Origin of the sequence: Alcanivorax sp., assembly GCF_017794965.1 — a bacterium.
Classification (GTDB): Bacteria; Pseudomonadota; Gammaproteobacteria; order Pseudomonadales; family Alcanivoracaceae; genus Alcanivorax.
Window position 1 is genome coordinate 1,367,359 of record NZ_CP051240.1, and the last position, 26,193, is coordinate 1,393,551.

The window sequence follows — 26,193 nt, forward strand, 5'->3', positions numbered from 1 at the left end:
GGCTCAATTAGGGGGAATGAATGTCTCGGAAGGTAAATCCTTTTGCGGTGGGGCCGATTCTTGGCGAAGCCGGGCCGACCCATGCACGCCTGTTCGGTGCTTTGCCGGAAAATACCATCAAGGCCGGCAATAAATATTGCTGGGGACGAGTGCGCTGGCGAGAGTACGCCACGGACGACTGGTCTCCCGCAAGGGCCTTCCGGGTGAATGGCAACTTTGATGGAAGTGGGGTGGTGGTCCTCAATGATCTCAAGCCGGGAACCCGTTACCAGTTTCAGGCAGGTTGGCTTAATGATGACACAGAGATGGCACTGGACTGGCAGGCGGTTGAGCCGGGTGAATTCATGACTGACCAGCCAGACGCCGAACAGACCCGGTTTCTGTTCGGGTCCTGTTGTTACCGGTTTGTGGGACTGGATGGCAAGATCCAGGACGACCGGGCAGACAAGATCTTTGCCGAAATGCATGCACTGGGGCAGAAGGAAGAGGCGGAATTTGTCCTTTTTGGTGGCGATCAGGTCTACGCCGATTCCATGCATAGCCTTGGTGCTGCACAAACCCACAGCGATTTTTTCAGCCTGTATCGGGAAAGTTTTTCCCAGCCCCATCTGGCCCGATTGCTACGCCATACCAGTTGCTACATGATCCTGGATGATCACGAAATCGAGAATAACTGGCCTGCCCGGGCAGATGCCGACCGCTGGACCAGCAAATATCCCGCTGCCATCAAGGCCTACCAGATTTATCAGGCCTCCCACTCGCCGGCGTCGCCGCTGAACCGAGCCGGTACCTGGCTGGATCGGGATCCGGACAGGTTCTGGTATACCTTCTCACGGGGGCCAGCGGACTTCTTCGTGATGGATGTGCGCACCGAGCGGGTGCTGAGCCGCTGGCCCTGGCAGCGGCGGATGATTAGCGAGCAGCAGGAGGCCGCCTTTGCCCAGTGGCTGAATACGGATCCGGAGCGGGTCAAGGTGGTGGTCAGCTCGGTGGTCATGTTTCCGGAGCAGCGCCGTCCTTTTCATGGCCGGGATGCGTGGGAAGGGTTTCGCCATCAACGCCAGCGGCTGTTGCAGGCCATGTCGGCCAGTGACAGCCAGAAACTGGTGGTGCTCAGTGGCGACGTGCACGCCTCCCTGTACGCCAATCTCACGCTCCGCGGCGGCAAGCAGGTGCATAGCTGGACCTGCTCGGGTCTGTTCTGGCCCACTGCCTTGATGGCGTTCCGGTGGTATCGGCCGATGATGCGGGTTCCCGGCCTGCTATATGGCGGTTGGGGAAAACCGCTGGGGCAGGTGAATGTGCCGGGAGCGGTGTTCAGCGACAACGCCTTCTCCATGGTGTCCTTTGATGAAAATGGCGCCCGATTTGCCCTTTATGATCGCCGTCGACGCCCGGTGGAGGGGGCCAGTCGCGAGATTTGTTGGTAAACCGAAAGGCTGTTTTCCTGGGCCTGTCTACGAGCGGGGAGGCGGGACATTCATTTGGGGTAGGCGAGGGCGTCGCTTGCGTATGGCAGATATCCTACAAAATCTGAGGCAAATAACGACTTATAGCGGAGTCCGCGTTTCCCTAAAGTTGATCTCGCAAGGACGCGATGGAACACGGATGTTCGATTTCGGCCCGGTACAGCCCGCCCGCCAGACCCCAAACTGGCGGGCGTTTCTTTTTGGTCGCTTCTCGATCGCACCAGACGCCACGCAACCTGCAATACGCCAGCCCGGGGAAACCGCACCGTGAGGGGCACTTGCATATCGCGGTTGGGAACGGCTTCGTTTGCAAGCAAACGCCCACATCAGGATCAAAAAAAGGTTCATCGCGGATTAGCGGGAAAGCAGATTGGTCAGACGTCTGAAGTCGGACGTCTGACGCAAAAGACAGAAAACCGGCAGCCCCCAAGCTCTTGCGCAATGCACCTGCCACTACGCTCACAAGCACTGCAAACCCGCAATGCTGTTCACTTAAGCTCAAGGTCTCTGTGGGAGCGTGCTTGCACGCGAATGGCGCGCTCTGAAATAAAGGCTTCGCGTGCGAGCACGCTCCCACAAAAAACCAAAATCACGACCTAAATGAACAGCATGACTGCAAACCCGGGGTTTGATTTGGGCGTCAGACTTCTGACGTCCGACCTTCGACCAGGCCGCTTAACTTTCCCTCAAATCCGCGAAGAGCCTAAAAAAAACGTCGTCCAATGTGGATTCGCCAAGCCGCGATGATCCTCTTTTTGCCTCTTCGGGTCGTAGCCGTGATAATGCGCCGGATTCACACCGGAGCTCACCATGTCTGAACACAGCGAAGATCGCGACGTCCTCAAAGCCAAGCTTAACCAGGAAACCGCCAAGGCCAGCTGGGCTGAGCTGCAGCCTTTTTTTGCCCGGGGGCAAACCATCTATGTGGCCCCGGGGCTCGATCTTGTGGAAGTGGCCCTGGCCTTTTCCGAAGACAATGCGGCACAGATCTCCCTGTGGCGTGAAAAAGGGCAGGTGGATAAAGTGGCCGATGAGCAGGCCGGGCACTGGTATGAGGCAGACCAGACCCTGTGGAGCGTGGTTGTCATGCCCTGGGTACTGGTGCAACCCGAACAGGTCCAGTAGGCGGCCTTGACCGCTTGCTAAAACGGCCATGTTTCCTGTCTGGGGGGTGACCTGCTAACCGCTGTTCCGCGTTGACAGGCGACAACCGTAGACGGTCGCGCGGCCAACATCTTCTCTTCCGCTGGCGCGGTTGGACCCTTGCAACACGCTACCGGTCCAACCCGGCGCAGCCCTCTCAGCGTCTTTCCCTGAGCCCCTCTTCCCCGATGAAATCCAGGCTTTGCTGAGCGTGCATGAGCCTGGGGTGGTATTGGCGTGCGGCTCCGGTATAGAGTGAATTTTAGGGAGCCAAAATCTGGCTCTACCAGGACCTGCCGACAGGTCATGCGGCAGGCAGGGCACTGACGCCGGAGGAAAGGATGCAGGACGACATCGCCCAACGCCAGACGCTGATGCTGGCCCAGCTGGAACGCATGCTGGCCGAGCAGATCGATGCAGAAGAGCAGCCCCTGTTCCGAAATTTTCTGGCCAGTTATTTTGAAATGGCCAGTCACGCTTCCCTGAATGCCCGCACCCCGGAACAGTTGTTCCGGCTGGCCCATGATCACTGGCAACTGGCCTGTCAGCGGGACCAGGAATTACTCCTTGAAATATGCCCTCCGGCACGCAGTGGCGAGCTGGCCTGTCTTCGCACGGTGACCACGGATATTCCTTTCCTGATGGATTCCGTGTCCATGGCGGTGCGTGATGCTGACACCGCCATCGACTGGGCCATTCACCCGGTGTTACGCATCCGCCGCAATGAGCAGGGGCAGATCACTCATGTGGACGGAGTGGGGGATGGCGAGCATCCGGCAGAATCCCTCATCTATCTGGAATTCGAACCGCTGACCAGTGACCGGGACTATGCGGCGTTACGAGAGCAGTTGACGCTGGTGCTGGACGAGCTGCGGGTGGTGGTCAGCGATTATCACCCCATGCTGGATAACCTCCACGCCACGGGTGAGAATCTTTCCCGTGACTATCCGGACCGTGATCAGGACGAGCTCCAGGAAGCGCTGGCGTTTATCGACTGGCTTCAGCATGAACACTTCACCTTTCTCGGCTACGCCCGTTCCCATGCTCACAGCGACGGTGAAGTGACCCGGTTACAGCTGGATAATGACGCCGGCCTGGGGCTGGCGCGCACCGGTAGCCGCTATGCCGATGCGGATCAATTCATCGCGCCCCATGAAGAAATGGCCAAGTACATTACCCATGGCAGGCTGGTGGTCGTGACCAAGGCGAATATGCGTTCGTCGATTCATCACCCCCATTATATGGATGTGATCTCCATCAAACGCTTGGCGGAAGACGGTAGCGTGGAGGGTACGGACCGTTACATCGGCCTGTTCTCCCTGGATGCCTATATCAACCGCCCCCGTGATATCCCCCTGATTCGTCGCAAGGTCAATCATGTACTGGAGCGCTCCCGTCTTCCGGAGCGTTCCCATTCCGGCAAGCATCTGCGCGATATCATTTATCAGCTACCCCGCGATGAGTTGTTCCAGTGCAGTGAGGATGAACTGTTTCATATGTGCATGGGCATCCGGGCCCTGCGTGACCGGGATCACTTGCGGTTGTTTCTGCGCCGCGACCGTTATGGCCGGTTCTACTCCTGCATGGTGTATCTGAGCCGCGAACGTTTTTCCCGTGAGCTGCGGGACAAGGTGACCGATGAATTGATGCGCCTGTGCAATGGCGTGTCCGTGGAACGAACCGTGGACTTTCTGCGCGAGGGGCTGGCCAGAATTCACTGCATCATCCGCATTCCCCAGGGTACCCAGCTCGGCATGACAGAAGGGCAGGTGGAGGAACGCCTGTTGGTGGTTACCCGGTCATGGGCTGATCAATTGCGTGCCATTCTCCGGGAAGAAGGGGAGGAGGGTGCGGCCCTGGCCATGCGCTATGGGGATGCCTTCCCGCTGGGATACCAGGAGCACTCCAGCCCCATGGAAGCGGCGGCAGATATTCACTATCTGGCGCAGCTATCCTCCAGTCAGCCGGTCCTTCCCAGTCTGTCTGTGACCGAGGAAGACAGCGCTGCCTGCCCTACCTATTTACGCCTGTTCAGTCTGGGGCATCCGCTGGGGCTGTCCGATATCCTGCCGTTGCTGGAAAACTTCGGCCTGCGAGTGGTCAGCCAGGAACCCACCCGGTTGAGTCTTCGTGATGGACAGGACCAGTGGGTGCAATCCTTCTCGGTTCGGGTCAGTGGTGACTGTGCGCTGGGACCGGTGCAGCAGAAACGGTTTTTTGAAGATGCCTTTCTGGCTTGCTGGCAGGGCCGGACCGAGAATGACGGCCTGCACAGGCTGGTATTGCTGGCCGGGCTGAATACCCGGCAGATTGTCTGTCTGCGCGTGCTAACCCGCTATCTGGTGCAGACCGAGTTGCCGTTCTCCCAGAGTTACATGGAGCAGTTGCTGGCGGACCATGCGGCAATTGCGCGTTTGCTGGTGAAGCTGTTTGAAAACCGCTTTGACCCTTCGGTTGATGACGCGCGTCGGCAGAAGGAGGGGGTATCGCTGGCTCAGGCTCTGGATCATGAGCTGGACCAGGTGGCGTCGCTGGATGGTGACCGGGTGCTGCGTGCTTTCCTGAGTGTGGTTCGCGCCGGTCTGAGAACCAATTTTTATCAGCGCAATGAGGAGGGCAAGGAGAAAACCTATGTCAGCCTCAAGCTGGACCCGACCCGGGTGGCAGAACTACCGCCGCCGCTACCCATGTTTGAGACGTTTGTGTATTCACCGCAAATGGAAGGGATCCATTTGCGAGGCGGTCCGGTGGCACGGGGTGGTCTGCGCTGGTCGGACCGGCGCGAGGATTTTCGCACGGAAGTACTGGGGCTGGTGAAGGCGCAGATGGTGAAGAATGCGATCATCGTCCCGGTGGGCGCCAAGGGCGGCTTCGTGGTCAAACAGGGCAATCCGTTGAACCGTGAAGAGTGGCAGGAGCAGGGGGTGGCCTGTTATCAGCAGTTCATTCGCGGTCTGCTGGACATTACCGATAACCGTGAAGAGGACACGGTGGTTGCGCCCCCCTCGGTGGTACGTCATGACAGCGATGATCCCTATCTGGTAGTGGCCGCGGACAAGGGCACTGCCACCTTCTCCGATATCGCCAATGGCCTGGCAGATGAATACGGATTCTGGCTGGGGGATGCGTTTGCTTCGGGTGGAAGTGTGGGGTACGACCACAAAAAAATGGGGATTACCGCCCGGGGGGCCTGGGAAAGTGTAAAGCGGCACTTCCGGGAGAAAGGCAAGGATATCCAGCAGGCCCCCTTCACGGTGGTGGGTATTGGTGACATGGGCGGTGATGTGTTCGGCAACGGCATGTTGTTGTCATCACAGATTCGCCTGGTCGCCGCCTTCAACCACATGCATATCTTCGTTGATCCGGATCCGGATCCTGCCCGTACCTTCAAGGAGCGACAGCGGCTGTTCACCACCCGGGGCTCAACCTGGGACGATTTTGACCGTGACTGCCTCTCCGAAGGTGCGGAAATCTATTCCCGCTCGGCCAAGAATATCCGCCTCAGTTCCCAGGCCTGTGAGGCGCTGGGGGTCGAACACGACAGCCTGACCCCTGCCGAGCTGATACAGGCCATCCTCAAGGCGCCGGTGGAACTGCTCTGGAACGGTGGCATTGGCACCTACGTCAAGGGCAGCAATGAGAGTCATGCCCAGGTGGGAGACCGGGCCAATGATGCTATCCGTATCAATGGGCGTGAATTGCGTTGCCAGGTGGTCGGTGAGGGCGGCAACCTGGGCCTGACCCAGTTGGGGCGGGTGGAGTTTGCTCTGCAGGGTGGGCGCATTAATACCGATGCCATTGATAACTCCGGCGGTGTGCACAGTTCTGACCGGGAAGTAAATATCAAGATTCCGCTCAACCAGATGCTCAAGGCGGGAACCCTCACCCATTGCGAGCGGGACCCCCTGCTCGAAGCCATGACCGATAATGTGGCCGAGGCGGTGCTGCGAGATAACTATGTTCAAAGCCTGGCGCTGAGTTTGCTGGAATACGATGCGGCAAGTCGTCTTGAGGAGCACGCCAGCCATTTGCGCATGCTGGAGCGCCAGGGCGTGCTCACTCGTTCGGTGGAATTCCTGCCTGATGACGAGAGCCTTACCGAGCGGCGCTCCCGCGGCAAGGGATTGACCCGTCCCGAGCTGTCGGTGCTGCTGTCCTATACCAAGAATGCCCTGTTTGATGCCTTGCTGGCTTCCCGGGTGCCAGACGATCCATTCTTTGACCGGGATGTGCTTCACTACTTCCCGTCCATGCTGGTTGAACAATACAGCGAGGCATTGCTCAACCATGGCTTGCGGCGGGAATTGATTGCCACGGTGCTGGCCAATGCGGTGGTGAACCGGATGGGCTTTGCGTTCGTTCACCGTACCTGCGATGAGCATGGGCTCTCACCGCATAGACTGGTGAAGGCCTATGCCATGGCCCATGCCGTATTCGATGCGGATGGCTACTGGCAGACCGTGGATCAACTGGATGGTGTTGTCGATAGCCAGGTGCAGTTGCGCCTCTATGGCCGGGTAATTGGTTTGCTCAAACACATGACCACCTGGTTGCTGTTCTACAAGTGGGGACGCCGTCCGGTGGCGGAAGCCATGGAGCGTTTCCATGCCGCCATTGTCGAGCTGGAACAGCTGCTGCCGGACATCCTGCCAGGTGGTTACCGTGAGGATTGGCAGCAGGCAATCACAGGGATGGGCGACGATGGCATCCCCGAAAAGGAGGCCCGCATCCTGGCCAACACCATGGTGCTCGGAAGCGGGCCTGATATCGCGGAGCTTGCCTCCCAGGCCCAGGTACCCTTGAAGTTGGCGGCGCAGGTGTATTTCACGGTTGGCGATCGGCTCAACATTCTCTGGTTACTGTCTGCCATCGTTGATCTCAACGTGAATGGTAAATGGCAGGCCCTGGCAAGGGCCAATCTGCGCGAGGATTGTTATCGTCTCCATCGTCAGGTGGCGGCCAGGGTGCTGGAGCAGGACGGTGACAATGCAGAACAACGCTTTGCGGCCTGGCAGAACAATGCCAGCAACAAGGTGGAGTTCAGTATCCGGCGCCTGCACAGCCTTCAGGCTGACAGCCAGCATGACTTCATGACGTTGGCGGTGGGGGTGCGGGAACTTCGCAAATTAAGGCTGCTATAGCCTAATAACCGCCAGTGTCTGGTGGGCAGTCAAAATCATTGAGTCTGCAGGCCTGTTGATATACTGTACATAATGACAGTATATCAACAGGAGTCGGTATGCCTGCCGTAAACCGGGGAACGCTGAGCCAGATGCCAGGCCGCTTTGCCGTGTCGCACAGTGACATGCATGACGGCCCGGTGAATCGTCCCACCCGCTATCACCGTGAATTGGCACGAAGCATTATCGTGACCAACCGCAGCCCGGACTTGCCGTTTGCACAAAGTATCAATCCCTATCGGGGGTGTGAGCACGGCTGTATCTATTGTTACGCACGGCCCAACCATGCCTATGTGGATCTTTCCCCGGGCCAGGATTTCGAAAGCGAGATTTTCTGCAAGGAGAATGCAGCGGAGGTGTTGCGCGACAGTCTGCGCAAGCCCGGCTACCGCTGTCAGCCTGTGGTGCTTGGAACGGCCACGGACCCCTATCAACCGGCAGAGCGGGAACGCAAACTTACCCGGGAAGTCCTTCAGGTACTGGCGGATTGTCAGCACCCCTTCAGCCTGATTACCAAGAGCACGTTGGTGCTGCGGGATCTGGATCTGATCGTCCCCATGGCCCGGGCGGGGAGAGCCACCGTGACGGTATCGGTGACCACACTGGATAACCGGCTAAAGGGGCAACTTGAGCCCCGGGCCAGCGGCGGCAAGGAGCGCCTGCGCGCGGTTAGGGAGTTGAGCCGGGCAGGGGTGCCGGTGTCGGTGCTGGTGGCCCCGGTGATTCCCTTTATCAATGACCATGAGCTGGAGGACATTGTGGGGCAGGTGGCACAAGCCGGCGCTGAGCACGCCGGTTATGTGGTGTTGCGTTTGCCCCATGAAGTCGGGCCGCTGTGGCAGGAATGGCTGGATACTCACTATCCGGACCGGGCGGAGAAGGTGATGTCTGTGATGAGGGACCTGCACGGTGGTGCGATTTACAACAGTCGCTGGCATCAGCGTCAGAGCGGGCAGGGCGCCTGGTCCCATCTGTTACGCCAGCGTTTCGAGGGTGCCTGCCGGTCAGCGGGGTTGTCGGCCCGGGAAGGCCTGGCGTTGGATACCAGTGGTTTCGTCCCACCGGGACCCCACGGCCAGTTGGCGTTGTGGGACGCCTGAGACGTATTCGGCTTTTGCATATAGCCTGACCTTCCTGTCTTTGCTACTTTAGTGACCCTTGGTTACTTATATGGAGATAGGCATGGATTCAGCAGCGTTGCGTGCGGTTGTGGTGACCGGAGCCAGTGCAGGGATCGGTGAAGAATTTGCACGCCAACTGGCCGTTTCCGGGCACCATCTGGTGCTGGTCGCACGACGACTGGACCGGCTTGAAGCCCTGGCCAGCGAGTTGAAGGCCCGGCATAACATTCAGGCTCTCTGTATCGCATCCGATCTTGCCAGAACAGATGCTGCAGAGACGCTGGCCGCTGAACTGGAAGCGAAACAGGTACAGGTCACCGGGCTGGTGAATAATGCGGGCTTTGGAGACCGTGGCTCGGTACAGGCGTTGCCCCTGCAGCGCCAACTGGACATGATCCAGGTCAACGTGACGTCATTGGTGGATCTGACCTGGCGCTTGTTGCCGGGCCTGAAAGCGGTACCCAACAGCTTTGTTATCAATGTGGCTTCCACGGCAGCGTTTCAGGCTGGCCCGAACATGGCCGTGTATTACGCCAGCAAGGCCTTTGTGCTGTCCTTCTCTGAGGCGCTGCACGAGGAGGTAAAAGGGGATGGGGTGGCGGTCAGTGCCCTTTGCCCCGGTGCCACGGATTCTGAATTTGCCAGCGAAGCCAACATGACCAATACCCTGCTGTTCAAGGCCGGCACCATGACCCCCGAGGCGGTCGTCCGCAAGGCGCTGGATGCCCGGCGACGGGCGATTGTCATCCCCGGGCTGAAGAACCTGTTGCTGGTGTGGATGGGCAAGCTGTCGCCGCGAATGATCACCCGTCGACTGGCAGGCTGGCTGCAGGCATGACGTGCTGTTTTCAGCGCGCCCGCTCTCCGGAGCAAAAGGCTGAACGGCGGGCGCAGATTCTTGAGGCCGCCGCCGAGGCCATCGCAAAACAGCCCTTTCAGTCCATTGTCCTGGCAGATATCGCCCGTCAGAGCGGTGTCACCAAGGCTGCACTGTATCGGTACTTTCCTTCCAAGGAAGCACTGTTTCTGGCGCTTTACCTGGGTGAGCTGGAGCGCCTTACAGAGGGGATGGTGCTCGGTGATGGTCCCATGTGGGCGCAGCTGTCCAGCTTGTTGAGTGATCATCCGCTGTTCTGTCGCCTCACCGCCATCTTGCATTCGGTACTGGAACAGAATCTGGATGAGGAGCAGGCCATCGCATTCAAGCAGGCCCTGTTTCGTCACTTTGCACGGTTGAGTCAGCGGCTTCAGCAACATTACGGCCTCCCCGAAGAGCAGGTGTTGACCTACCTGTTACAGGTCCAGCAAAGCATTATCGGCTGCTGGATCATGAGCCATCCCGCGCCTCTGGTAGAGCGGGTCATTGCACGACCGCCGCTGGATGTCTTCAGGGTGGATTTTACCAAAGCGCTGGCCGCCCAGCTCAAAGCCCTGCAGGAGGCTCTGCCATGAGCGATGAAACTCCCTTGCCGCAACTGCTGTTGACCACCGCCAGCCAGCCCCGGTCATTGTTGCTGCTGGCCCATGGTGCAGGGGCCCCCATGGATAGCGACTTCATGAATACCATGGCAGAGGAGATTGCCCGCAGAGGAATCAGCGTGGCCCGTTTTGAGTTTCCCTACATGCAGCGGCGCCGAGAGGAAGAACGCAAGCTGCCTCCGGATCGTGCTCCAAAACTGTTGGCACATTTTCAGAAAGTGATTGCCCAGGCTGAAACACTGGGGTTGCCAATCTGGCTGGCAGGAAAGTCCATGGGGGGGCGTATGGCCTCAATGTTGGCGGCAGATAATGATTTGCGGCCTCGTTCCGTGCAGGGTGTCGTCGCGCTGGGGTACCCTTTTCATCCTCCGGGAAAGCCAGAGAAAACTCGCACACAGCATCTGGCAACAATCAATATGCCGATGCTGATTTGTCAGGGAACCCGGGACCCGTTCGGCAAACCGGATGAAGTTGCCAGTTACGGTTTGCCGGATTGTGTCCGGCTACACTGGCTGGAGGGGGGCGACCACGACTTCAAGCCGCTAAAACGCAGTGGCCGTACTCAGGGTGACCTGATAAGAGAAGCTGCAGAACAGCTTGGCGCTTTTATATTAGCTAGATAACAGGATTGATGTGGGGGATGCATGGAGGCATGTGGTTACCATGTTCGCAAACCGGCGAGCTGGGTGTGTGAAGGGTGCAGCAAACGCTACTGTACCCAGTGTGTGCCGGGGGGCGAGCGTAATTTCAAAGCCGGACAACCTCGTTGTCATCTTTGCAGCCAGCGCCTGGACTGGCGGGGTGACGGCTTGCCGCGTTTGCCGTTCTGGAAACGTTCGAAAGACATTCTGAGCTATCCGCTCAGGCATCCTGCCGTTTGGTTGTTGCTGACGTTCGGGGTGGCCAACGTCATTGTCAGCAACGTGATCACTCTGCTGTTTTTCCTGTTTATTTCTACCTTGCTTTCTGTGTATGGCATGTTGGTCATTGCGGAGGTGGCAAAGGATAACTGGGAACCCCCTTCACCCATGGAGGGTATTTCAGAGGGTGGCTTGTTGCTCCGACAGCTGGGGTTGATGTTTGTCCTTTTCGTGGGGCCTTTTGCCTTTGCCTCCACGTCACTGGTGATTTCTCTAGGGCTATTGGCTCTGGCAGCGTTCATTCTGCCCGCCGCGCTGATGATCCTTGCGGTGAGCCGTTCCTTGCTGGATGCGCTGAACCCCTTGCTCTGGTTGCAGCTGGTTGTAACAGTGGGGGCGTCTTATCTGTTGTTGTGGCTTGCCGTAATGGCGGTCACTGCTGCGCCGACGTTGCTGGGGTCCGCCAACGCCTTGCCCGCGCTGGTTTTTCTTGGGGCTGTGTTTTCTGCCTATACCACTCTGGTTGCTGCTGCGATGATGGGCGCCCTGCTGAACGAAAAAGCGCGCGAGCTAGGGCTTGGCGTGGATGAAGACCGCGGCCGCTCTTTGGCGGAGAATGAGTACGAGGTGGCTGAGGTGCTCGGTGCGGCGCATATCTATGCTCAGGAAGGGCGGCTGGAGGATGCCCTCCGGGTGGTAAACCGTGGGTTGGCGTCCGCGCCAGTACATATGGAACTCAACTGGCGCCGCTTGCGGTTACTGAAACTGCTGGGTAAGGACGCTGCCTGGCTGGATCATCTGGCAAAATTTACCCGACACCAGATCAGTAATGGTAATACGGGCACCGCTGTGCAGATCTGGCTGGAAGCGATTCAGCAACACCCGAATCTCCGCTTCGATGATGATCCTGCCCTGTGTCTCTCCCTGGCTCATGCCTTGTACGAAAGGGGCCGTATCCATGAAGCCCAAAAATTGCTGATAAATCTTCATCAGCGAGCTCCCCGGTTCAAGGGGTTGGGGGAGGCGTATCTGTTGCTGGCCAGACTCTACCTTGAGCAGGGGACGGCAGATGCTGCGACAAGACTGGTGAACTTTGTGAAGAAAAATTTTCCAGATGTTCATGATAGCGAGCAAGGCAGAGAGACATCCGCCTTGTTGGTCAGGCTGCAGGCCCGCAATTGATGCCAGGGAGCCTCTGAATAACGCCTTGGGTACTCAGCGTGGCCTGGACCGCCCTTCGGGTCTTCCAGGCTGACCCACACTCGTTGTTGCCTGTTCTTGAAGGTGTGAGCCTCGACAGGCAACCAGCATGCCTTGCAAAAGTGCGCCCCTCTTTACCTTTGTCCAGGGGGGGGGCAGCCTGAAAGACTGAGCATGCAGGGAGTTATTCAGAGGCTCCCAGGCCCAATGGATCCAATTGTTGTCGTAGCCTGTCCATACGAGGGTGTTGCCAGTTCTGAGACTCCAGACCGTTAATGATGCCACGGGCGATCTGTGTTCTTTGCTGGCGCATGGCCAGTTCGGCAAGTAACAGCCGGTAGGAGGGGGGCAATTGGGCGATGTTGCCACCCAGGGCCTCATATTCCTGCCATAGCCAGGCTAACAGGGCCGCTTTTTGGGGCTGGTTATTCAGGGTTTTCATGGCGTAGACCATGGCGTTGTCTATCCGTTTTTGCCGCAGCCCCATCTCCAGAAAAAAGCCCCACAACGGTTTGCTGGTCGGGTATCGCTCTAGCCATTGCTGGCAGCGTTGCTGAGCCTCGGCAAATCGTAATTCCTCTGCCAGCTTCTGGCAGGCTTCTGGCACGTCATGCTCTGCAGGCTTTTCCATGGCGTCGTGGCCAGAGTGTGCATTTGGCTTGCTGTAGGGAAGCAAGAACGCCAGCAGAAGGCCACTAATCAGGCCGCCGGCATGAGCCATGTAGGCAACATTGGTGTTAGTGGTGAACGCTTGCACCAGTTCCCAGCCAAGCCACACGGGGAACAGTACCAGTGCCGGTGCGCGAAAACTGCCGAAGACAAAACCCAGGGTATAAAAAAACTCCACCTTGCGAAGGCGATAGGTGCCCGCATAGAGTCCCATGATGCCGGAAATTGCACCGGATGCGCCCACCAGCGGCATTCCGCCGTCTGGATCCACAAGGATAAACAGCAGGCCGGCGCCCATGCCAGACAGCAGATAGCTGATGCTGAACCTCAGCGACCCCCAGTAGCGTTCCATGGCAATACCAAAAATGATCAGCCAGACCATGTTGCCGAGAAGATGGAACCAGTCACCGTGCATGAACAGGGAAGACACGAATGCAGTGGCCGTTGGCGAATCAGGTATCAACCCCCAGCGGTAGGAAGAGAAGCGGGCAATCCAGTCTTCCATGTTGCTGCGTAAAGAGACCCATTGTTGCGGTGGGGCATTCAGGGTCCATTGTTCATGGACGTGCTGGGCAAAGGCTTGATTGAACCAGCCGTAGGCGAACATGAAATCCTGACCGCGGTCGTCCATTGCCACGGCATCGGCATAGGTGTTGCTGTCCTGGCGGGACAGCCAATCCAGTAATAACGGGGCTTCGTACTCTGCCAGCAGCTCTAGCTGCTGGTCGGACAAGGGCACTTCAAGCTGGTTGTCGCGATGGGCATTGACCGCAAAGATGAGGGTATTGGCGATAATCAGAAGAATGCATACCCAGGGTGCCGTTCTTCGGCCGCTACTCTGCTCAACAGGTAGTATCAACATTGCGGTTTTCCTTGCCCCTTTGTCGTCCTGGTCTTTATTAGGCAGTTTGTTTCATTGAGATGTCGGGTGCAATGGAGAGAGAGAGGGAAGGCTGATCGGGAAAGCGGTGCCCGGCAAACCGGACACCGTTGTGTGAATTATTTTTGCGGTTTTTCACTGACCCACAGGTTGATGGTGCCCTCGACAACCACGGTGCCATCATCGCGCATGGCCTTCACGGTGACAGGCAGATCGCCGGGTTGCCAGTCCTCCGGGTTGACCTCGGCGGTGGCGGTAATATCGCTGGTCGCCTTGGCGGTGTAATTGACGCTCATGCCCTTGGGGATCCAGCGCAGATGTTTGGGAATTGAGGATTCCGCCATGGCGCCCATCGCGCATTCCAGGGCGTTACAGATTGCAATCACATGCACGGTCTGGATGTGATTTTCCACCCCTTTACGTTTCTTGAACTTGACCTCACAGAAATTGGGTCTCAGTTCAGTCACCACAGGCGTAATCGTGGCGAAGTAGGGGGCCTTGCGGCTGAACATCATGGAAAACAGCTTCCTGCCCGCAGGTAGTTTCAGGGCTTTCTGGTAGATGTTAAGCAGGTAGTTGTCACTCATGTGGGTGGCTCCTGATGGTGCGGTGTATAAAATCAGGGTTATTTTCCACGGCCACCGGAACCACGCAATGGGTTTGGGGCGCCAGTGTGCTGCGCAGCTGCTACCATGGCGTCAGGATGTGAACAGGCAAGAGGGATCAAGAGTGACAGTGTTGCAAACATGGAAGCGGATCAGTTGGAAACGCAAGACGCTGGTGATTCTGGCCGGCCTTTATCTGCTGTATGTGCTGTTGGGGTTCCTGGTTGCTCCCGGTCTGGTGCAGCGCAACGCCGTTGAGATACTGGCGGATCTGACTGGCCGTGAGGTGGTCATCGAGGAAGTGAAGATCAATCCTCTTACCCTGAGTGCCAAGGTCAATGGGTTCGCCATCAAGGATGAACAGACCGAGGTGCTGGCTGCATTTGAGTCCCTGTATGTGAACTTCCAGCTGTCGTCGCTGTTCCGCTGGACCTGGTATTTCGATCAGGTTGCTATGGATGGTCTTACCGTCCGTGCCCGCCGTAACCCCGGTTCCGAGTTCAATTTCGATGACATTCTGGCGCATATCGAGGCCCAGTCGGAGGCGGAACCTGAGCCCGAAACAGATCCCGCTGCGCCTGGCAGTGATGCGGCATTGCCCAGCGTAGCGGTGGGCGAGCTGGTGCTGACCAACGGCGATTTGCGTTATACCGAAGCCGCTGGCAAGGAGCCCCACGAACTGATCCTGCCGATCGGCTTCGACATCAACAACTTTTCCACGGTGGCCAAGGACAAGGACGCCAACGATTATGCCATCCGTCTGGAAGGACCGGATGGCGGTGCGTTCGAATGGGCCGGCCACTTTGAATTCAGCCCTTTTGTGGCCAATGGCCGCCTGCTGGTTGAGCGGGTAGACCTGGTGTCACTGGCCAAGCTCAGCCAGGAACAGGTGCGCTTCACTGTGCCCTCCGGGGAGCTGGACCTGGAGGCGGAATATGCGTTTTCCGAGACGCCGGAACCGCGGCTACAGCTTTCCCAGGGGCGTCTGACGCTGCGCAATGTTGCCCTTCAGAAACCGGGGGAAGAGGCTCCCAGTGTACTGCTGCCGGGTATCGAGGTTTCCGGTATTGGAGTGGATACCCAGGCCCAGACGGTATCCGTGCCGGAGGTCATGGTGAACAAGCCGGAAATCAGTGCAGTGCTGGAACAGACGGGCGTGGACCTTGCCACCCTGTTCCTGCCCCCGGACGAGGAAAAGGCCGACCAGTTCAAGGAGCAGGTCAAGGAAAAGGCCCAGCAAGCCGCAGAGCGGATTGTGGAGGCTGAAACGCTCTGGAAAGTGACACTGGATAAGGTGGATGTGAAGGGCAGCACGCTGAAGTTTTCCGACCGTACGCTGTCTCCGGCGCAAACCGTTGCGCTGACGGAAGGCCAGTTCACCCTGACGAACCTGGTGGTCGGTGAGGAGGCGCCATTTCAGTGGCAGGGGAGTGGCAAAGTGGCTGGCGAAGGCGCCCTGACCCATTCCGGTGAGGGCAATCTGGCGCCGCTCAATATTTCCAGCAAGGCCAGTGTGACGGGCTTGCCGCTGGCAACCTTCTCCCCCTGGCTGGAGCGGGAAATGCCCCTCTCGATCGCTGCGGGAGTGCTCAGTATTGATGCTGATGCCAATGTGGCCGGCGAGGCTCCGGATGTCACGGTGGCAGCCAGCGCCAACATGCAGGGGCTGAATCTTCTGGAAAATGGGCAGCCGCTGCTCAAAGCCAACAAGACCCGCTTGCAGGGACTGAATGTGTCCACTGTCACCCAGCAAGTGCAGATTGATGAAATCGGCCTAACGGGTCTGGATCTGGTGAGCCAGATCGACAGCCAGGGGCGTGATCTGGCTACCCGGCTGGAGACAGACAATGCCGGTACTGCATCCGGTAGCGGCAGCGCTGGCACTGAGGATGCGGATCCGTGGCAGGTCGGGATCAAGCGGGTGCGTTTTATTGGCAGTCAGGTGCGCCATGAAGATCTCACGCTGACGCCGAATTTCCGCATTGGGCTATATCAGCTGTCCGGGCTGATATCCAACCTGAACAGCCGCCCGGGTAGCCGAGCCAATCTGAACATGCAGGCACAGGTCGACCGCTATGCGCCCTTTACGATCAAGGGAGAGATTGCGGCACAGCCGCTTTATTCGGATCTGACCGTATCGCTGAAGAATTACGAAATGACCAGCCTGACGCCCTACACCGGGCTGTACCTGGGCTACCAAGTGGAGAAAGGGCAGCTGGGCGTGGAAAGCGGGGTCAACATCGAGAATAACCTCCTTCAAAGCAAATCCGATATCCGTGCGGACCAGTTCTATCTGGGAGAAAAGGTGGAGAGCGATGAAGCGGTGAAGGTGCCCATCAAGCTGGGGCTGTCGGTACTGCGCTCCCGGGCGGGTGAAATTCATTTGCCGGTGACCATGTCCGGGGAATTGGACGATCCCAACTTCAGTGTGGCGGGCATGATCCTCAAGGTGCTGACCAATATCGTGGTGAAAGCAGCGACTGCGCCGTTCTCGGTGTTGGCAGGGCTGGCCGGTGGCGAGAATCTTGAGAATATTGCCTTTACGCCAGGTAGTGCCACGGTGGGGCCGGACACCGCGGGTTCTCTCGCCGCACTGGCCAACGTGCTGAATGAAAAAACCGAATTACAGATTGGGTTGATTGGCACCACCAGCGCCGCGGATCGCCGCGCACTGGCAGAGCAGGTCATTGGTGAAGCGGTGGCCGGCGATGACTGGGCAGGAATCGAGCAGGCCCTGGAAAACACTTCCCAGCGGCGCAAGTTGAAGCGGCGTTATGAGTCGGTCTCCGAGCAGAAGGTAGAAGCCCTGCTCAACGAACCCCTTCCAGAAGATGACGAGGCCGCTGACAAGCAGCTGGCCAGAGCGGCCTGGGATTCACTGTTGGCGCTGGAGGCCGGAGCCATCAGCAAAGACCAACTGATTGAGTTGGCACGGCTTCGCTCCGAGAATGCCAAGGCACAACTGGTCGGGGAGTTGGGGATCGCCCAGTCACGTATCTACCTGAACGAGTCAACACTGGATGGTGATGTGGCAGGTTTGACCCTGACCCTGGGTAAATAATATGGCCGTTGTGTGGAGTGCAGACCGGGACGGTGTGCGCTATGAAGTCCACCGCAAGGGAAAGAAACTGGAGCTGTACGCCAATGGCGTACAGCACTCGGAATTTCACCCCGGGCGTCTGCTCACTGGCAGCGTATGGGACCTGCTGTGGTTGCCCGCCCTGTTGCAGGACCCGGGGCGATATCGCCGAGTATTGGTGCTGGGGTTGGGTGGCGGCTCGCTGGTCCCGCCTATCCGCACCCTGCTGAACCCGGATACCTTTGTGGCCGTTGAACTGGATGCGCCCCATCTGGAAGTGGCCAGGGACGTGTTCGGGGTTGCTGCCATGGGGGTGGACACCCAGCTTGCGGATGCCTGTCAGTGGCTTTCAGAGTATCAGGGCCCCCCTTTTGATCTGATCATCGAAGACCTGTTTTCCCCCAGTAACCAACAGGTCACCCGCGCCGTGCCGGCGACCCTGGAATGGCAGCGGCAGCTGGCCAGCCATGTGTCCGAACAAGGCATGTTGGTGATGAACTTTGGCGATTGGCCGGAATACCGGGACAGTGCGCTGTCCAGCGATGCGCCCATGGCAGGGTTTGCCAGCCGCTTTCGTCTGTCTTGCAGCGACTGCCACAACGCGGTGATCGCTTTCTCCCGTACCGAGGCTCGCAGCATTCAGCTGCGCCGGCGACTGGCTGGCATTCCCGAATTGAACAGTCGCGATGCCCGCGGGCGACTGGACTATCACATCCGCCAGCTTGACTAGGAAAGCTGCGAGCTTTGAGCCGCGAGCTACGAGGAAATTCAAAAGCGAAAAGCTTTAGGGGTTTTTCTCGTAGCTCACAGCTGATAGCTCGCAGCTGGTTTACTCCAGCATGGACAGTGAGTAGAGGCTATCGCTTTCCTTGTCACTGATCAGCTGTGCGGTGCGCGGCTGATCGTCGTGCAGGCCGATGAATAACACCCGATAAGTGAGCACGGCCTGAACATAATCCCGGGTTTCCCGGAAAGGGATCGATTCAATCCAGACATCCGCAGGCACGCCCTTGTCATCTTCGTCCTCCAGCCAGTTGTCAATCCGGTGTGGGCCGGCGTTGTAGGCGGCCAGCGCCAGCAGGCGATTGCCGTTGAACTGTTCAAGCAGTTCAGCCAGGTAGCGGCTGCCCAGCCCGATATTCACATTCTGGTCAAACAGCATGGCTTGGTTTGGCCGCTGCTGGCCGTGGTCCCGGGCCACCTTGCGGGCGGTGGCGGGCATCAATTGCATCAGGCCACTGGCGCCAACGTGGGACCGGGCGCGAGGATTGAAGGCGCTTTCCCGGCGGGATACCGACATGGCCAGCCACGGATCAATATCATTTTCCCGTGCTTCTTTTTCGAACTGGCTGCGGTAGGCCGGCGGGAAACGCCAGGCCAGTGTATTCCACGACTTGGACTGGATAGAGGCTTCCACCGCAAGGCTGTACCACTGTTTTTTGAGAGCGTATTCGGCAAGCGCCCGTTGTTGCTCCCGGTCGCTGTGCCAGAGTAGCCACAGCCACTCCCGGTGGGCGGCACTGTCTTCTTCCATGTCCTGCAGCAGCTTCACTCGCTGCACCGCTGCGGGGGCTTCGAACGCAATGCTGCTCGTATAGGGCTCGTTGGAAAACCGGTAGGGCTCGCCCAGGCGGTCGGCGGCCATGAACGCAAAAAAGTTTCGTCCCTGGGCCGCCTGCTGAAACAGTTCCCGGGCCCGGTCTTCCGAGCCTGTCACTTCCAGTGAGCGGGCCAGCCAGTACTGCCAGCGGGATTCGGCTTGTTCATCGGCAGGCAGCTTGCCGATCCAGTGGGCAGCGGCTTCCCAGTCCTGTTCAATCACCGCGCGACGGGCTCGCTGGCTCAGCAGCTCCACATCGCTGTGGGTTTCCAGCCAGCTATCCAGCCAGGATCGATTTTCTTCAATGCCACGAATGGTGGAATACCAGGCAAGCCGGCGCCCCAGGGTTTGCCGTGCGTCTTCATCCTCTATCCGTGAGGGCTGTTTCTCGAACCACTGTCGGGCGGCTACCGTATCAGTGTAGATCCAGCGGTAAAAACCGGCTTCCCGTAGTGCCGCCTGCTGTGATGCGGGCAGGTTGTCGGGGAGGGCATCCAGTTCTGTGGGCGTGCGATAGAGTTTTTTCAGCCAGTCCCCTGCGGTTTCAAACTCACTGTCCTCCAGTGCGCGATCCAGATAGCGCATCAGGCTGTAATTGCCTGCTTCAAAGGCGAGACGCTGACGCTGCCAAATGCTCTGCGCATCAATGACATTGGCGTCGCGGGCGGCGTCGAACAAGGGGTCACAGGCGCCCGGACGGGAGCTGCCGTGGGCCCACAGGCGGGCGGCTTCCTGCAGTGCGCTGTCATCGCCAGTGGCGAGTCTGGCCCGGTAGTAGTAGCACTGCAGAACGGCGGCGCGGGGTGGCGTATCGCTGACTGCCAGCAGTGCATCCCAGCGCTTTGCCTTGCCATAGGCAACGATGGCCAGTTCCCGGATGTCGTCGGGCAGGGGAGAGTCGTTGTAGGTGTCTGCATAGGCGAGGATCTTCTCTGCAGGCAGCTGGGGCAAGGCGGCGCGCAGACGGTGGAACTGCAGATACTCTGCCAGCGGATGATTATCATCCAGTTCGGTTTCGAGCCGGGACAGGGTTTCCCAGTCATTATTGCGGGCGGCATCCAGTGCCCGGTGGAATGTGCTTGTCTCGGCCGTGGCCAGTGTGGCCAGCAGGCAACAGGCAATCAGTACTGCGGCGCGAACCATCTGAGCCTCCATGTCAGTCGCCAATCGTGGGCAGGTTTCGTCTGATTCTACCGGCTGGAATCGTCACAGGGATGGGGATTATGTAAAACTTTCCCGAAAGTCACCTAACAAGCCATCGCGATCACCACAGGGCTGGGGTCGCGGGGGGACTGCGGTATACTGCCAGCTTAGCCTCCGGGCTATTCTTCTGACTTTTATATGGATCGAAATGGAAAACACCACGCAAATATTGCTGCGTCAGCGCGAGGCCATGAGCGGGCGCAACGTGCTGGTTGTCGACGCCAATGACAGTGCACTGACCTCGCTGGATGTGGATGCGCAAATTCATGTGCATGCAGATGACTACGCCATTGGGGCCCAGCAGTGGTCTCCGGCGCCTTCCATACCTGAAGGGGTGAATCTACTGGTTCTGCCACTGCCGAAATCCGGAGACCGATTACGTTTTTTGCTCAACTGGTTGGCAGGCAAGATCGAGCAGCCGGTAGAAATCTGGCTCACCGGCCCGGCCAAGGGTGGCATAAAAGGGGCACTCAAGCATTTCGATCATCATGTGGAGCATCGTGAGCTGGTGGACAGCGCACGGCACTGCAAACTCTACAGTGGAATGTTGCAGCCCGGGGCGTCCCAGAATCTCTCCGCCTGGGGAGAAGTGATAGCGGTGGACTTGCTTGAGGCAGAGAGTTATCCGGGGGTGTTCAGTCACGGGCGTCTGGACGAGGGGTCCCGACTGCTGCTCGATGCCATGGCAAATCATAATCTGCCCAAACCCGGCAAGGTGGTTGATGTGGGTTGCGGGGCGGGGGTGTTGAGTATCGTACTGGCGCGGCAGGGCTGGCAGGTGCAGGCCATGGATGTGAGTGCGACAGCAGTGGCGGCCTGCAAGGCGAGCCTGGAACGTAATGACCTGCAGGGGCAGGTGTGTGGGGGCGATCTGTTTTCCCCGGTGTCCAGCAAGGTGGACATGATTGTCACCAACCCGCCGTTTCATGAACGTCGCCAGCGGACTACCGACATCAGCCGCCGGTTGATTCAGGAGGCGCCCCAGCACCTCAAGGACGGCGGTGAAATGTGGCTGGTTGCCAATCGGGAATTACCCTATGTGCAGTGGCTGGATGAGGCTTTCCAGCATGTGCAGGTGGCGGCGGAAACCAATCGCTTCCGGGTGTATCGGGCGGTGGTCTAGCGACGGAAGGAAGCCGGTTACGTTCCTTGGTGTCAGACGTCCGACCTCAGACGTCTGACATTATCCTCGCTACAACAGGTTCTCTCGTGCCATCCAGGTAATGCAGTTTTCCAGCATGGTGGCCAGGGGGATCTTGTCATTGAAATCCAGTTGCGCCACCGCCTTGCTGCTGTCGGCATGCACCCGGTGGGTGATTAGCGCCACCTTTTCCGGTGTCAGCCGAGGCTCATTACCCGTGAACAGGCTGCCGATGGGGGACAGCTGCCCGGCCAGGCGCAGCACGAAGGGCGGCACGGTTTTGTTGGGTACCTTGCGGTCCAGTTGGCGGGCAATGGTCTGAACCAGTTCCAGAAAACTTGCTTCAATGCCGGCGAGAATATAGCGCTCTCCGCAGATGCCTTTCTCAAAGGCGGTCAGATGTGCGCGGGCCACTTCTTCCACAGCACAGAAGTTTCCTCCTCCCGGTGGCACCCCGGGCAGCTTGCCGTCGTTGATCAGCTTGATCATCTGGGACCAGTTATGGGTGTCACCGGCGCCAATGATGCCGCAGGGGTTGAGAATCACCGCATCCAGCCCCTGACGGATACCGTTCTCCACTTCCTGTTCTGCCAGATACTTGGTGCGGTTGTAGCTGATCCAGTCGTTGGCGGCATTAGAGGGGGTCAGCTCGTTAATGGGGGCATCCTGTATGCCCCAGGCGGAGATCGATGAGGTATGAATGAAGCGCCCGGCCACATTCTTCTGGGCGGCACTGACCATGGCCCGTGTGCCCATGACATTATCCGTGTACTGCTGGGCATTGCCGCGTCGCCACATGCTGGTGTTGCCGGCTACATGGAACACGGCGTCAGGGGCGGGAGGCATCACCAGGGTCAGTTCGGTGGCGTTGTCCAGCGGTGCCTGGACCACCGAGACTCCTTTGGCCTGAAGCTGTGAGGCATCACTGCGCGGGCGAATCACGGCGGTGACATCCCAGCCCTTTGCGAGCAGCTGATCCACGATATGCCCGCCCAGGAACCCGCGGGCGCCACTGACAAATGCCGTTGGCATGATGCTCTCCTCGTTGCATTAACTCCATCAGTGTACCGAGAAGCGCAGACGGGTAAATAAAGATCTGATCGGACTGGCCAAGGTGCAGGGTTTTGTCTATATTGCCGTTTCGTGATGCGGGTGTAGTTCAATGGTAGAACGGCAGCTTCCCAAGCTGCATACGAGAGTTCGATTCTCTTCACCCGCTCCAGCTATGACAAGGCCGCCCCCGGGCGGCCTTGTGCGTTGTGGGTAACCCCCGGAACTGTGGCAAAGTCCGTTGCATCTTTCCCCCAACCCCCGGACACTTCGTCCATGGAACTGATTATCAACCTGTCCGACCAGTCTCTCGAACTGCGCGGTGAACATACGGAACGCTTTGCCATTTCCTCTGCCTGTAATGGTGCCGGTGAGGCCATGGGATCCGAATCCACCCCCCGGGGACGCCATGTGGTGCGTGCCCGTTTCGGTGCCGGCCTGCCACAGGGGGCGGTGCTCTCCGGGCGAAAGTTCTCAGGAGAGATTCACGATGCGGCGCTGGCCGAGCAATATCCCGAGCGGGACTGGGTGCTCACCCGTATTCTCTGGCTGGGAGGGTTGGATGCCGGCCGGAATCTGGGCGGGGACGTGGATAGTTTCCGGCGCTTTATCTATATTCACGGCACACCAGACAGTGAGCCCATGGGCCGCCCGGCGTCCCATGGCTGCATCCGTATGCGTAATGCGGAGCTCATTCGTCTTTTTGACCAGGTACCGGTGGGTACGCTGGTGACAATCACCGAATAATTGTCTCTTCAGGGTAGTCATGTCTGACACAATTTCCCCCTTGCTCATGCTGGACCTGGAAGGCCTCACCGTTGCCGATTCGGAAAAGGATTTGCTGCGTCATCCGGGGGCCGGTGGTCTGATCCTGTTTGCCCGTAACTACGAAAGCCGTGAGCAACTGCGTGAGCTGGTCAGGCAGATTCGCGCCGAGCGTCCCGAAATCCTTATTGCTGTGGATCAGGAGGGGGGACGCGTGCAACGCTTTCGTGATGAATTTGTTCGCCTGCCGCCGATGGCCGCTCTTGGTCGCCGCTATGACCAGGACGCTGATGCCGGCATCCGTGAAGCGGCGCTGTTGGGTGAGCTAATGGCATCGGAGCTTACCGAACTGGATATTGATATCAGCTTTGCCCCGGTGCTGGATCTGGATTACGGCAATAGCACGGTGATTGGCGATCGCAGTTTTCACGGTGACGCCGATGCCATGATTGCCTTGGCTGGCAGCTTCATCGATGGCATGCATGCCGCTGGCATGGCGGCTACCGGCAAGCACTTTCCGGGGCATGGTCATGTGGTGGCAGATTCCCATTTGGAACTCCCGGTGGACCCACGCCCCCTGGCGGAGATCGAGGCAGCGGATATGCGCCCTTTCATGGCGCTGGCGCGGCGGCTGGATGGCATCATGCCGGCCCATGTGATTTACAGCGCGGTAGAGAACCAGACGGCAGGTTTCTCCCGGTACTGGTTGCAGACCCAGTTGCGCGAGAAGCTGGGTTTCCGTGGCGTGATTTTCTCGGATGACATGTCCATGGCGGGAGCCCAGTGCGCGGGTGGCTATCCCGAGCGTGCTGAAGCGGCTCTCAAGGCCGGCTGCGATATGGTGCTGGCATGTAATAACCGTGAAGGGGCAGAACAGATGCTGGCCTGGTTGGAGGGGCAGCGTTTTGCTGGTCAGGTCCCCGCTGGCGGTCTGCGGGCGCGCCCACGCTGCGCTATGGAATCGGGTCGTCGCCGTGAGGCGCAGGCCCTGGCACAAACACTGATTGAGGAAAACACATGAACTGGGACTGGAGCCAGCTGCTGAATTGGCCAACGCTGGAAACGCCTTCTGATATTTGGTTGACGCAACTGTTTCTGTTGGTGGTGTGCACCGTGGCAGTGAACTTCACAATGATGCGTGCCATCGATGTGGCGGAGCGGCTGATCAGCAAGACCGATACCCTTTGGGATGATGCCCTTCTTGAAGCCGCGAGAATTCCGTTACGGTTGGTGTTCTGGGTTATCGGGCTGTCGGTCTGTGTCGAGCTGCTGCAAGCGGTAAGCGATGATGAGAATATGATATTCGATCTGGTGCCTCAGGCACGCCGGATCGGGTTCATCGTGATTATTGCCATGTTCCTGAACCGGTTCATTTCCTACACGGAAAAGAACCTCATTGATCCGTCGCGGATGCGCAAGCCCATGGATCATTCCACCGCGGCGGCTATTGCCAAGTTGCTGCGCGTATCGGTGATTATCACAGCCCTGCTGATTATCCTGCAGACGTTGGGATACAGTATTTCCGGCGTGCTGGCTTTTGGTGGTATCGGCGGCATGGCCGTGGCGTTTGCGGCCAAGGATCTACTCGCCAACTTCTTTGGCGGGATGATGGTTTATCTGGACAAACCGTTCCGGGTGGGGGACTGGGTGCGCTCGCCGGATCGTTCCATTGAGGGCACAGTAGAAAATATCGGCTGGCGCTTGACCCGTATCCGCACCTTCGATCAGCGGCCGCTTTATATCCCCAATGCCATGTTTACCTCCATCGTGCTGGAGAACCCGTCGCGGATGTTCAACCGCCGTATCAATGAAAAGATCGGCATCCGCTACGATGATTGGCAAAAGATGCCGGCCATTGTGGAGGCGGTAAAAGTCATGCTGGTGGCTCATGAAGAACTGGAAACGGAACAAAAGACCCTGATCGTCAACTTTGACAGTTACGGTGCCTCTCACCTGGAATTCTTCATCTACACCTTCACGAAGACCACTGACTGGGTGCGTTATCATCAAGTGAAGCAGGATGTACTGATGAAAATCATGGCCATTGTGGACGAGCATGGTGCAGAGTTTGCCTTCCCAACCCGTACCCTGCATTTGGTCAGTAACAATAACGATGATCCCTCAACCGGTCTTGAGGATGACAACGTAGAGGAACCGCAACATGTCCATCGCTGATGATGTACAGCAGGAGTTGATGAAGGTACGCCGTGAGGCCATCGAGCTGCATTCTTCTGACCAGGTGCAGGAGGCGATTGCCAAGCTGGCCTTTGCGGTGACGGAAGCCTACAGCGGCAAGGTACCGGTGTTTGTCACCATCATGAATGGCGGCATGATCTTCGCAGCAGAGCTGGTCAAACGCCTGGATTTCCCGCTGGAGATGGATTACTTGCACGCCAGCCGTTATCTCGGTGATACCACCGGCGGCGAGGTGGAATGGGTGGTAACCCCCAACGCCAGCCTGGCAGGCCGTCATGTACTGATCGTGGATGATATCCTCGATGTGGGTACCACCTTGCTGTCCATTATCCGTGCCTGTGAAGCGCAGGGCGCCGCATCGGTGAAAACCTGTGTGTTGGTGGACAAGCAGCATGACCGTAAGGCGGAGCCCGGCCTGAAAGCGGATTTCACCGCGCTGGAGGCCGCGGATTACTACCTGTTCGGGATGGGGATGGACTACAAGGGCTTCTGGCGAAATGCGCCGGGCATCTACGCGGTGAAGGACGATGCTGTGAAAGAGGATGACAACTAG

The 26,193-nt window shown here is 58.4% G+C and carries 19 protein-coding genes and 1 tRNA gene; 16 read left to right on the forward strand and 4 right to left on the reverse strand.

From position 1 onward, the window contains the following. Positions 1-20 precede the first annotated feature (20 nt). The 8 genes from HF945_RS06075 to HF945_RS06110 all read left to right on the forward strand — a co-directional run bounded on the left by HF945_RS06075 (position 21) and on the right by HF945_RS06110 (position 12,434). A complete protein-coding gene (locus tag HF945_RS06075; RefSeq protein WP_290524852.1) occupies positions 21-1,430 on the forward strand; it encodes an alkaline phosphatase D family protein in 1,410 nt (469 codons plus the stop codon). A gap of 849 nt (positions 1,431-2,279) precedes the next feature. Beyond that, a complete protein-coding gene (locus tag HF945_RS06080) occupies positions 2,280-2,594 on the forward strand; it encodes a DUF2288 domain-containing protein (RefSeq protein WP_290524853.1) in 315 nt (104 codons plus the stop codon). Positions 2,595-2,953: 359 nt separating this feature from the next. Next, positions 2,954-7,753: an NAD-glutamate dehydrogenase gene (locus HF945_RS06085; RefSeq protein ID WP_290524854.1), complete on the forward strand. Its 4,800-nt coding sequence runs from the start codon at positions 2,954-2,956 to the stop codon at positions 7,751-7,753. Positions 7,754-7,851: 98 nt separating this feature from the next. Continuing rightward, positions 7,852-8,892: a PA0069 family radical SAM protein gene (locus tag HF945_RS06090; RefSeq protein WP_290524855.1), complete on the forward strand. Its 1,041-nt coding sequence runs from the start codon at positions 7,852-7,854 to the stop codon at positions 8,890-8,892. An 82-nt stretch (positions 8,893-8,974) separates the two neighbouring features. After that, positions 8,975-9,751: an SDR family oxidoreductase gene (locus HF945_RS06095; protein WP_290524856.1), complete on the forward strand. Its 777-nt coding sequence runs from the start codon at positions 8,975-8,977 to the stop codon at positions 9,749-9,751. Beyond that, on the forward strand, positions 9,748-10,365 hold the full coding sequence (locus HF945_RS06100; RefSeq protein WP_290524857.1) for a TetR family transcriptional regulator: 618 nt from the start codon (positions 9,748-9,750) through the stop codon (positions 10,363-10,365). Before HF945_RS06095 ends, HF945_RS06100 begins: the two co-directional genes overlap by 4 nt. Beyond that, positions 10,362-11,015 carry an alpha/beta family hydrolase gene (locus tag HF945_RS06105; RefSeq protein ID WP_290524858.1) on the forward strand — a complete coding sequence of 218 codons (654 nt, stop codon included), beginning with the start codon at positions 10,362-10,364 and terminating at the stop codon, positions 11,013-11,015. The genes HF945_RS06100 and HF945_RS06105 overlap by 4 nt, the downstream gene beginning before the upstream one ends. 21 nt (positions 11,016-11,036) lie before the next feature. Then, positions 11,037-12,434: a DUF4013 domain-containing protein gene (locus HF945_RS06110; RefSeq protein WP_290524859.1), complete on the forward strand. Its 1,398-nt coding sequence runs from the start codon at positions 11,037-11,039 to the stop codon at positions 12,432-12,434. Between the two features lie 202 nt (positions 12,435-12,636). Here the strand turns inward: HF945_RS06110 and HF945_RS06115 are convergent, their stop codons facing one another. Beyond that, positions 12,637-13,983, reverse strand: coding sequence for a rhomboid family intramembrane serine protease (locus HF945_RS06115; RefSeq protein WP_290524860.1), 1,347 nt, complete (start codon positions 13,981-13,983; stop codon positions 12,637-12,639). A 137-nt stretch (positions 13,984-14,120) separates the two neighbouring features. After that, on the reverse strand, positions 14,121-14,588 hold the full coding sequence (locus HF945_RS06120) for a hotdog fold domain-containing protein (RefSeq protein ID WP_290524861.1): 468 nt from the start codon (positions 14,586-14,588) through the stop codon (positions 14,121-14,123). 148 nt (positions 14,589-14,736) lie between these two features. On the opposite strand from HF945_RS06120, the gene HF945_RS06125 reads away from it, so the two are divergent. Further along, positions 14,737-17,667, forward strand: coding sequence for a DUF748 domain-containing protein (locus tag HF945_RS06125; protein ID WP_290524862.1), 2,931 nt, complete (start codon positions 14,737-14,739; stop codon positions 17,665-17,667). Between the two features lies 1 nt (position 17,668). Further along, the gene (locus HF945_RS06130; protein ID WP_290524863.1) at positions 17,669-18,415 is read left to right on the forward strand and encodes a hypothetical protein; all 747 of its coding nucleotides are present in this window, start codon (positions 17,669-17,671) and stop codon (positions 18,413-18,415) included. A 99-nt stretch (positions 18,416-18,514) separates the two neighbouring features. Here HF945_RS06130 and HF945_RS06135 read toward each other — a convergent pair whose 3' ends face one another. Then, entirely contained in the window at positions 18,515-20,428 is a 1,914-nt protein-coding gene (locus tag HF945_RS06135) for a transglycosylase SLT domain-containing protein (RefSeq protein WP_290524864.1), read from the reverse strand. A gap of 208 nt (positions 20,429-20,636) precedes the next feature. On the opposite strand from HF945_RS06135, the gene HF945_RS06140 reads away from it, so the two are divergent. After that, positions 20,637-21,611, forward strand: coding sequence for a methyltransferase (locus HF945_RS06140; RefSeq protein WP_290524865.1), 975 nt, complete (start codon positions 20,637-20,639; stop codon positions 21,609-21,611). Between the two features lie 69 nt (positions 21,612-21,680). On the opposite strand, the gene HF945_RS06145 is transcribed toward HF945_RS06140, so the two are convergent. Further along, on the reverse strand, positions 21,681-22,661 hold the full coding sequence (locus HF945_RS06145) for an NAD-dependent epimerase/dehydratase family protein (RefSeq protein ID WP_290524866.1): 981 nt from the start codon (positions 22,659-22,661) through the stop codon (positions 21,681-21,683). Positions 22,662-22,777: 116 nt separating this feature from the next. Between HF945_RS06145 and HF945_RS06150 the strand changes: the two genes are divergently transcribed. From HF945_RS06150 to HF945_RS06170, 5 genes are all read left to right on the forward strand, one after another. Next, a tRNA-Gly gene (locus HF945_RS06150) sits at positions 22,778-22,851 on the forward strand. A 104-nt stretch (positions 22,852-22,955) separates the two neighbouring features. Beyond that, entirely contained in the window at positions 22,956-23,426 is a 471-nt protein-coding gene (locus HF945_RS06155) for a L,D-transpeptidase (protein WP_290524867.1), read from the forward strand. A gap of 19 nt (positions 23,427-23,445) precedes the next feature. Beyond that, on the forward strand, positions 23,446-24,465 hold the full coding sequence (gene nagZ / locus HF945_RS06160) for a beta-N-acetylhexosaminidase (protein WP_290524868.1): 1,020 nt from the start codon (positions 23,446-23,448) through the stop codon (positions 24,463-24,465). After that, positions 24,462-25,619, forward strand: a complete 1,158-nt coding sequence (locus HF945_RS06165) for a mechanosensitive ion channel family protein (RefSeq protein ID WP_290524869.1) — start codon at positions 24,462-24,464, stop codon at positions 25,617-25,619. The genes nagZ and HF945_RS06165 overlap by 4 nt, the downstream gene beginning before the upstream one ends. Continuing rightward, positions 25,606-26,193 (forward strand): hypoxanthine-guanine phosphoribosyltransferase, encoded by a 588-nt coding sequence (locus HF945_RS06170; RefSeq protein WP_290524870.1) that lies wholly within the window; start codon positions 25,606-25,608, stop codon positions 26,191-26,193. Before HF945_RS06165 ends, HF945_RS06170 begins: the two co-directional genes overlap by 14 nt.